Source organism: Micromonospora sp. NPDC047753, from assembly GCF_040642735.1.
Classification (GTDB): domain Bacteria; phylum Actinomycetota; class Actinomycetes; order Mycobacteriales; family Micromonosporaceae; genus Micromonospora.
Map to the genome: position 1 here is coordinate 1 of NZ_JBEYSL010000317.1, position 8,054 is coordinate 8,054.

10 protein-coding genes and 1 pseudogene are annotated in these 8,054 nt (G+C 73.8%); 6 read left to right on the top strand and 5 right to left on the bottom strand.

From position 1 onward, the window contains the following. Positions 1–2,381: diguanylate cyclase (locus ABZ749_RS23575; protein ID WP_357231181.1), on the bottom strand; the 2,381-nt coding region annotated here is incomplete at its 3' end. Positions 2,382–2,465: 84 nt separating this feature from the next. On the opposite strand from ABZ749_RS23575, the gene ABZ749_RS23580 reads away from it, so the two are divergent. Together ABZ749_RS23580 and ABZ749_RS23585 are read left to right on the top strand one after the other, a co-directional pair. After that, a complete protein-coding gene (locus ABZ749_RS23580) occupies positions 2,466–3,143 on the top strand; it encodes a 5-formyltetrahydrofolate cyclo-ligase (RefSeq protein ID WP_357231185.1) in 678 nt (225 codons plus the stop codon). After that, a pseudogene (locus ABZ749_RS23585) lies at positions 3,140–3,346 on the top strand (FmdB family zinc ribbon protein); the annotation flags it as partial. The gene ABZ749_RS23580 and the pseudogene ABZ749_RS23585, both read left to right, overlap by 4 nt. Before the next feature lie 14 nt (positions 3,347–3,360). Here the strand turns inward: ABZ749_RS23585 and ABZ749_RS23590 are convergent. Continuing rightward, positions 3,361–3,588: a hypothetical protein gene (locus ABZ749_RS23590; protein WP_357231206.1), complete on the bottom strand. Its 228-nt coding sequence runs from the start codon at positions 3,586–3,588 to the stop codon at positions 3,361–3,363. Positions 3,589–3,869: 281 nt separating this feature from the next. Between ABZ749_RS23590 and ABZ749_RS23595 the strand changes: the two genes are divergently transcribed. Continuing rightward, a complete protein-coding gene (locus ABZ749_RS23595) occupies positions 3,870–4,067 on the top strand; it encodes a hypothetical protein (protein ID WP_357231188.1) in 198 nt (65 codons plus the stop codon). A 126-nt stretch (positions 4,068–4,193) separates the two neighbouring features. On the opposite strand, the gene ABZ749_RS23600 is transcribed toward ABZ749_RS23595, so the two are convergent. Then, a complete protein-coding gene (locus ABZ749_RS23600; protein ID WP_355005124.1) occupies positions 4,194–4,376 on the bottom strand; it encodes a hypothetical protein in 183 nt (60 codons plus the stop codon). A 143-nt stretch (positions 4,377–4,519) separates the two neighbouring features. Between ABZ749_RS23600 and ABZ749_RS23605 the strand changes: the two genes are divergently transcribed. Next, positions 4,520–5,029 (top strand): hypothetical protein, encoded by a 510-nt coding sequence (locus tag ABZ749_RS23605; protein WP_357231191.1) that lies wholly within the window; start codon positions 4,520–4,522, stop codon positions 5,027–5,029. Positions 5,030–5,063: 34 nt separating this feature from the next. Here the strand turns inward: ABZ749_RS23605 and ABZ749_RS23610 are convergent, their stop codons facing one another. Continuing rightward, positions 5,064–5,546, bottom strand: a complete 483-nt coding sequence (locus ABZ749_RS23610; protein WP_357231200.1) for a DUF2231 domain-containing protein — start codon at positions 5,544–5,546, stop codon at positions 5,064–5,066. A 202-nt stretch (positions 5,547–5,748) separates the two neighbouring features. Between ABZ749_RS23610 and ABZ749_RS23615 the strand changes: the two genes are divergently transcribed. Beyond that, complete coding sequence (locus ABZ749_RS23615; protein WP_357231194.1) at positions 5,749–6,177, top strand: Fur family transcriptional regulator; 429 nt, start codon at positions 5,749–5,751, stop codon at positions 6,175–6,177. Between the two features lie 59 nt (positions 6,178–6,236). Then, complete coding sequence (locus ABZ749_RS23620; RefSeq protein ID WP_357231197.1) at positions 6,237–7,100, top strand: oxygenase MpaB family protein; 864 nt, start codon at positions 6,237–6,239, stop codon at positions 7,098–7,100. A 19-nt stretch (positions 7,101–7,119) separates the two neighbouring features. Here ABZ749_RS23620 and ABZ749_RS23625 read toward each other — a convergent pair whose 3' ends face one another. Continuing rightward, positions 7,120–7,947, bottom strand: coding sequence for a PD-(D/E)XK nuclease family protein (locus tag ABZ749_RS23625; protein WP_357231203.1), 828 nt, complete (start codon positions 7,945–7,947; stop codon positions 7,120–7,122). Positions 7,948–8,054 lie beyond the last annotated feature (107 nt).

An 8,054-nucleotide genomic window follows, 5' to 3' on the forward strand; every position in this document is an offset into this window, starting at 1 on the left:
GAACCCGAGTGGTTCAGCCGCCCCGCCGACACACCCACCCCGGAGGAGGCGCTGGACCGGGCCGCGATGCGCGACTGGTCCGGCCCCGGCCGCGCCGCGTCCGGGCCGGCCCGCGCCGCGTCCGTCGCGACGTCCGGCGTGTCGTCGGCCGAATCCGGCCGGGCCTGCGCCGGGCCCGCCAGCGATGATTCCGGTACGCCCACCGCCGGGTCGGACCGGGCGGGCCCGCCCGGCTCCCGGCTCGCCTGCACCGGCTGGCCGGCGCGCGGCAGCCCGTCGGTTGGGCTCACCGCGCACGCGAGCACGGGAATTTCCCGGGTCGGCAGATCCGAGCGAACCTCGGCGACCCGGTACGTGTCACGGCCCGCCGCCTTGGCCGCGTAGAGCGCGTCGTCGGCGGCCTCCAGCACCTCCCGCCCGGTGCTGCCGTGGTCCGGGAAGACGGCGATGCCCACCGACACTGTCACCAGGACCGGCCCGGCGTACGCCTCGACGGCGATGGGCGTGTCGCGCACCGCCGCGCCGAGCCGCTCGGCCACGATCGCCGCTCCCCGCGCGTCGGTCTCCGGCAGCAGCAGCACGAACTCCTCACCGCCCTGGCGGAAGGCCAGGTCGACCTCCCGGATCTCCCCGCGCACCCGGCGGGCGAACTCGGCCAGGACGGTGTCCCCCGCGGCGTGCCCGTAGGTGTCGTTGACGTCCTTGAACCGGTCCAGGTCCAACGCGAGGACGCTGAGCATCCGCCCGAAGCGGCTGGCCCGTTCCACCTCCCGCCGGATCGACTCGCGCAGGTAGCGGTAGTTCCACAGCCCGGTGAGCGGGTCGGTGAGGGAGAGCCGCTGCGCCTCCTCGTGCACCCGGACGTTGTCCACCGCCACGGCCGCGTGGCCGGCGAAGGTGCGCAGGGTGGCCAGGTCGTCGTCGTCGAACTCGTCGGCGCCCAGCCGGTCGTAGAGGGCCAGCACGCCGAGGGCGGCCGCCGTGCCCGCCTCGTCGACCGGCCCCGAGGATCCGCCGAGGGTGGCCGTGGCACCGCCGGGCGGGGCGGCGAACGGAACCGCGACGTAGGTGCGACAGCGTGGCTCACCCGTTGGCGTCTCGGTCTGCTCCGCCCTGCCCCGTTGCGGTTCCCCGGTGGCGGCGACCTCACCGACCACTCCGACGCCGACCGGCACCCGGAGGGTCTGCGTCCCGTCCGCCTCCTCCGCCGGCCAGCGCCCGTCCAACCCCTCCGTGCACTGCGCGACGAGCACCCCGCCGGTCTCCACCAGCAGCACGGCACCGGCACGCGCGCCGGTGGCCCCGATGGCACTGCGCAGGATCACCCGCAGGATGCGTTGCAGGTCGTGTGTGCTGGCCAGTGTGTCGCCGAGCACCGCGAGGTGCCCGCGCAGCTGGTCCCGGTTGCTGGTCAACGCCGCGACGTAGGAGCCGGTCTCCCGGGTCATCCGGTTGAACGCGGCGGCCAACCGACCCAACTCGTCACGACTGCGCACCGGCACCCGGGCGGTCAGGTCGCCCTGGGCCACCCGGTCGACGGCACCGGCCAGCTCCGCCAGTGGCCGGGTGGTCACCCGGGCCAGCCGCCAGGCGGCCAGCACCGCGAGCAGCCCGGCCAGCACGACCACCCCGAGCAGCGTGGCGTGCAACCCCGGTGGCCGTTCACTGGGCACGGAGAGCACCAGTGGCAGCGGCTGCGCGTCGGAGGGCCCGAGCCTGCGCACGTACCGGCCCCCGTTGGTCTCGGTGACCTGCTCGCCCCGTACGCCGACGGCGGCGGCCAGCACCGCGTCGCGGACGTCACGGGACTCGGTCGTGTGGGTGACCCGCGCGGCGCTCGCCCCACTGTCGAGGAGGGTGACCGCCACCCCGGTCACCGCCGCCAGTCGGGCCACGAAGGCCGGGTCGACCAGTTGCGCGGCGGTCACGGTGCCCAGCCGGGTGCCGGCGCGATCGTGCAGGTCTACCTGGGCGGCCAGCGCACGGACCGGGCCGGCCGAGCCCGGGTTCGAGCCTCCGTTCGTGCCCTCGGCCGAGCCGGCGCAGTCCTGCCACGGGGTCGACGGAGCACCGGGCGACAGGTAGGTGACCTGGCCGGCCACGTCGCTGACCAGCACCGCGGCGGCCAGACCCCGGCCGACCAGTTGCGCGGCGGCAACGGCCGGGTCGGCGGTGAGCGCCACCGCGTCGGCGGTGGCGCGTAGCTGCTGGCAGAGCGCGTCGACCGAGGTGCGGACCGTGGAGGCAGCCACCGCCAGGCGCTCGGTGGAGCGGCTGCGGTCCACCGCCGCGACGGTGGAGGCGACGAAGAGCGCTCCGAGCAGGACGGGCCCGAGCACCACCACGAGGAAGGCTGCCGTCAACCGCCCGCGTAGCGTCACTCGTCCCCCCGGAAGTTCCGCCTCCGTTGCTTGCGATGCTGACACAGTGCAACCGTGGGAGAGGCGTTGCGTCAGGAGTGTTGCGTGCCGGAATTTTCTGATGAAGCGGAAGTGACCCGAGTGGCGAAGCGGAACGCCCGCGTCGAGCTGCTCGCCCGCCGCCGGTCGCTGCCCGCCACGACCCGGGCAGCCGCCGCCGGGCGCGTGCGGGCCGAGCTGGTCGCCCTGGTACGCCGACTGCGCCCACACCGGATGACGGCGTACGTGCCGGTCGGCTCCGAACCGGGCGGCGCCGACCTGCCCGAGGTGCTGCGGGCGGCGCTGCCGGCGGACGCCGAGTTGCTGCTGCCGGTGCTCCTCGGTGACCTGGATCTGGACTGGGCGGCGTATACCGGGCCCGATGCCCTGATCGCTGCGGGACGGGGTATCCGAGAACCGTTCGGTGCCCGTCTCGGGGTGGCCGCCGTGGCGCACGCGGAACTCGTGGTCGTTCCGGCTCTCGCGGTCGACCACCACGGTCGGCGGCTCGGGCGCGGTGGCGGGTCGTACGACCGCGCCCTCGCCCGGGTACCCGCGGCGGCCCTGACGGTGGTGCCGCTGCACGACGGTGAGCTGGTCGAGGCGCTGCCGGCGGAGCCCCACGACCGTCGGGTGCGCGCGGTCGTCACTCCCGCCGACGGGGTGCGTACGCTTGACGGCGGCCCGGGTGCGGCGCACGGTGTCGCGCCCCACACGTCTGCTGGACGAACCCGGGGCGAATGACGCACCATTGGCACTCGAATACGTCGAGTGCCAACTGGCTGAGCCCAGATCCGGAGGAGAACGTGCCCACGTACCAGTACGCCTGCACCACGTGCGGTGAGCAGCTCGAGGCGGTGCAGTCCTTCTCTGACGAGCCGCTGACCGAGTGCCCGGCGTGTCAGGGGCGGCTGCGCAAGGTCTTCAACTCGGTCGGCATCGTCTTCAAGGGTTCGGGCTTCTACCGCACCGACTCCCGGGCGTCCGGTTCCGAGACGACCGCCGGCGGCACGACCACCAAGCCGGCGAAGTCCGAGTCGTCCTCCGCTGACAGCTCGTCGTCCTCTTCGGGGTCCTCGTCCTCGTCCGGGTCGTCCTCGTCCTCGGGGTCGTCGTCCTCCTCGGGGTCGTCCTCCGGGTCGTCGTCGGGCTCATCGGGCGGCGGCAAGGCGGCGACGGCCAGCTCCACGTCCTGATCGCCGAAGGCCCGACCCCACCACGGGTCGGGCCTCGATCCACTCGGGTTCCAGCAAGCCGGCCTGTCCCCGTCGCTCTGACCGCCCGCTTTCCCTGAGCCTGAGTCGATCAAAGCGGTTCTCCTAGCAGATCGCGCCGACGGATGCGCGTTTTCCACAGGCCGGGCGGTTGTCCACAGGCGGCGGCCGTGGGTCGGCCAAGGCGGCGGGAACTGCCTAGCCTCTCGTACATGGGTGCCACTGCGGCGCTCGGGGACGGGAGGCGGCAGAGGCGATGGTCGATCCGGATTCCGCGCGGGCGTTGCGCCCGCTGCGCCAGCTCACTCTGCCCGGCGGGCGCACCCTGCTCCGGGCCGGTCTGGTCGCCGCGCTGCTCGGCCTGGCCGCCGCGGTCCTGCACACCCCGACCGGATGCCCTCCGACCGCCGTGCCCTCCGACGCGCCATCGGTGGCGGACGACCCGACCCGGTAGGCCGACCAAGGTCGGTCGGGCGAGCGCAGCAGGACAGGCATCCGCCCCCGGTCGAGCAGCGGCCACCGCCCACTGCGGGTCGGCTGGCGGATCGAGGTCGTCAAGGTCTGGCCGAGCCTGCGGGGGTCATTCCCAGTGCGGGGGGCGTTCGGCGAGCAGCCAGTCGTCGTTGCCGCCCGACCGCTCACCCCAACCACGGTCGGTGTCGTCGGTGGTCTGCTCGGGCAGCACCACGAAGTCTTCGCTCAGGTCGACGGCGCGGTCATCGTCTCGCGGTGCGCCGTGCGTGCCAGGGTCCTCGGTGCTCACGAGCGGCAAGACTAGCTCAGCCGACGGCGGTGGACCGGGCCGTCGGCGGTGGGCACGCCGGCCAGAGCCGGCCGGACCGCCGACAGTGGGCGCGCCGGCCAGAAGCGACCGGGCCGCCGGTGGCGTTGGTAGCGTCGGACGGCGTGACGACCCCCAGCGGTGGCAGCGACCCGGACGACTACTGGCGACGGCCCGACACCGGTGACGACGCGGTGGCCGACCAACCTCCCGCCGCGCCCGCGACCACACCACCGGCCGGGCCCACCAACCCACAGCAGAACGAGCAGGCCAGCCAAGCATCGACGGGCCGCCCTCCCAGCGGGAACGCAGGCCCGCCGCCGCCCGCACCGGCACCTACGCGAGGCCCCGTCAGCGGGAACGCGGGCCCGCCGCCCGCACCAACCGCGGCAGCGCCGACGGAGGGCGCGGCCGGCGGATACTCCGGCCCGCCGCCGAGCGTGCCGCCGCCGGCGGGTTGGCGTCCACCCGTACACCTGCAGCCGGCGCCGCCACGACGGCTGCCACCGCAGGACATGGCCGACCTGGACGCGGCCGAACAGCGAACGCAGCGGGTCACCTACGGCTTCGGGGCGGCGGCCGGCGTGGTGCTGCTGGTGCTGCTCTGTCTGCTCTGCTCGCGGGTCATCTTCTAAGGCCCACCCCCGGGCGGCAGCAGCGGCCAGCAGCTCAGAGGGTGGTGCCCCACACCGTCTCGGCACCGGAGTGGCCGGTCAGGTAGACGTAGATCAGGGCGGCGATGGAAAGCCCCACGGCCGCTACCGCCAGCACGGGGGTGACCAGCGCGGGCAGCTGCGGCACCCGGGGGTGCCCACTTGTCGCCACGAGCAGCAGGATGGCCACGATCCCGAGCGGCACCACGACGCGTAACAGGATGTCACCGTAGCGGCTGTGCTCGAAGATCTGATCGAGGATCGGCCCCTGGAAGCCCCGGGCCACCAGCGCGTCGGTGAGTGCCTCACCCGACTTGACCGCGACGAAGGCGGTCACCGGCGCGGCCACGGCGAGGAGGCCCAGGGCCCAGTCCAGCCGGCGCCGCCACCGCGGTAGCCCCACGTACGCGATGGCCAGCACCGCCAGCAGCGGTACGAACACGACGACCGCGTGGATTACCAGGACGTGCACCGGTAGACCCAGGATCTCCTCGAACATCGAACCCTCCAGGTGGATCATGGTCAGGGGTGGTCAGCCTATGGTCCGCCGATCGTCCCCAGGCTCTCGACGGATGACACGCGCGCCGCGTCGATCAGGTTCATTCGCTGGGGCCGTACTCCCGATCCTGCCTGGCTGTGTCGGTGGCCACCCGGAGCGGGCGACGGTTGTCGATGCGGGTCGGGCGTGTTGTCATTGGCCAATGTCCGGTGCCGAGGAGCTGCTGCGGTCGAGAGGTCTGCGTGTCACGCGGCCACGCCTCGCGGTGCTCGACGTGCTGGCTGACGGCGGCCACCTGGAGGTCGACGAGATCACCCGGCGGGTGCGCGAACGCCTCGCCTCGGTCTCCACCCAGGCGGTCTACGACGTACTGGGCGCGCTGTCCCGGGCCGGGCTGTCCCGCCGGATCGAGCCGGCGGGCAGTCCCGCCCGCTATGAGGCGCGGGTGGGCGACAACCACCACCACGTGGTCTGCCGAGGCTGCGGCGAGATCGCCGACGTCGACTGCGCGGTGGGCAGCGCACCGTGCCTGGAGCCGAACAGCGCGCACGGGTTCGAGGTCGACGAGGCCGAAGTGACCTTCTGGGGCCTCTGCCCGGGCTGCCGGGCCCGCCGCTCCGCCGACGTCTGACCATCTGCACCGGAGGCACGTGACCGGCGAGGTCGGCCCGATCGTGGCACTCTTGTGCGGTGGACTCCGATGACCTCGGCCTTTTCGGTCCGGGTTCGGTCACGTGGAAGGTGCACGAGGAGCCGATCCTGATCGTCGCCGGCCTGCGCTCGCTCTACCTCCAGGCGTTGCACCCCCGGGCCATGGCCGGGGTCGCGCAGAACAGCAACTACCGCACCGACGCCTGGGGTCGACTGCTCCGCACCGCCACCTACGTGGCGACCACCGTCTACGGGACCACCGCCGAGGCGGAGGCCGCCGGGGCCCGGCTGCGCCGCCTGCACGACCGCCTGCGGGCCACCGACACGCTCACCGGTGAACAGTTCCGGATCGACGAACCGGACCTGCTGCGCTGGGTGCACGTGACCGAGGTCGAGTCGTTCCTGAGCACGGCCCGACGCGCCGGGCTGCCGCTGAGCGACGACGAGGTGGACGGCTACTACACCGAGCAGCGCCGCGCCGCAGCCCTGGTCGGCCTGGACCCGGCAACCGTCCCGGGCACCGCCGCCGAGGTCGCTGACTACTACGAGGCCGTACGGCCACAGTTGCGGATGACCCGGGAGGCCGCCGAGACGGCGGTGTTCCTCACCGCCCCGCCGCTGCCGTGGAAGCTCAGCCTGCCGGTCCGGTTGGGGCTCACGTTGGGCCCGCCACGCTGGGCGTACCTGGGGATCGCCAGCACCGCGTTCGCGCTGCTGCCGGCGTGGGCACGCCGGATGTACGGAGGTCCCGGTCTACCGACCACCGCGCTGTCGGCGGACCTGAGCGTGCGCGCACTGCGGCTCGCGTTCGCCGCCGTCCCCCGCCGCTACCTGGAGGGGCCGTTGATTCAGGCGGCCAAGGAGCGGGCCGCGCGGCACGCTGCCGCCTCGCTGGCCGGCTGACCTGACCCTCGGCAGGAGATCAGCCGTCGGCCGGCCGGTCCACTGCCGCCCACGGCTCCTTGCCCGGGACCTGTGCGCCCGTCGGGCAGTGCCGCCGGAAGTCGCACCAGCCACAGCGCGGGCCGGGTGCCACCGGGAAAGCCTCGTCCGCGTCGGCGCCGTCGGCGACTGCCCGCTCGGCGGCCATGATGTCGCGGGCCGTCTCTTCCGCGCGGGTCAGTTGTCGGGCCAGCGACTCGACTGTGTGGTCGTGGCCGGCGACCGTGCCGGTCGGCAGGTGGTGCAGCTCCACCCGGCGGCACGGCCGACGAAACACCCGCTCGGCGGCGTACGCGTAGAGCGCGAGCGCCTGCGAGCCCCTGGCGTCGTCCGTGTCCAGCCCGGTGCGGCCGGTCTTGTAGTCCACGATGACCAGCTCCGGCCCGTCCGGGCCGGGCCGCGAGTCGATCCGGTCGGTACGACCGTTGAACGCCAGCACCGCGGTCTTGACCGCCACCACCCGCTCCACGCCGAGCGGGTCGGAATCCGGCTCCAGCGTCTCGACGTACGACTCCAGCCACCCCAACGCCCGCCGGTAGGCGGCCCGCTCCTGCTCGTCGTCGCGGTAGCCCTCGCGGACCCAGGTGCCCTTGAGCAGTGTGGCCAGCGCCTCGGGACGCCTTCGGTCGGCGGGCAGCGCATACCAGTTCTTCAGGGCGGTGTGCACGCTGGCGCCGAGCGAGTTGTGCGCCCACGGCGGGCCCTTGGGTGGGGCGGGCCGATCGACGTAGGAGTAGCGGTAGCGACGCGGGCAGTCCAAGTACGCGCCCAGCTTGCTCGGGGTGCAGACGAACAGCCGCTCGGGCATGCCCTCGAAGCCGAGCTGCTCGGCGTCGCCGGCGCGCTGCCGCGGGGCCCGGCCGCCATCGGACGTGGCGGGGATGCTGACCCGCGTAGACGAGGCCCGCGACGGGT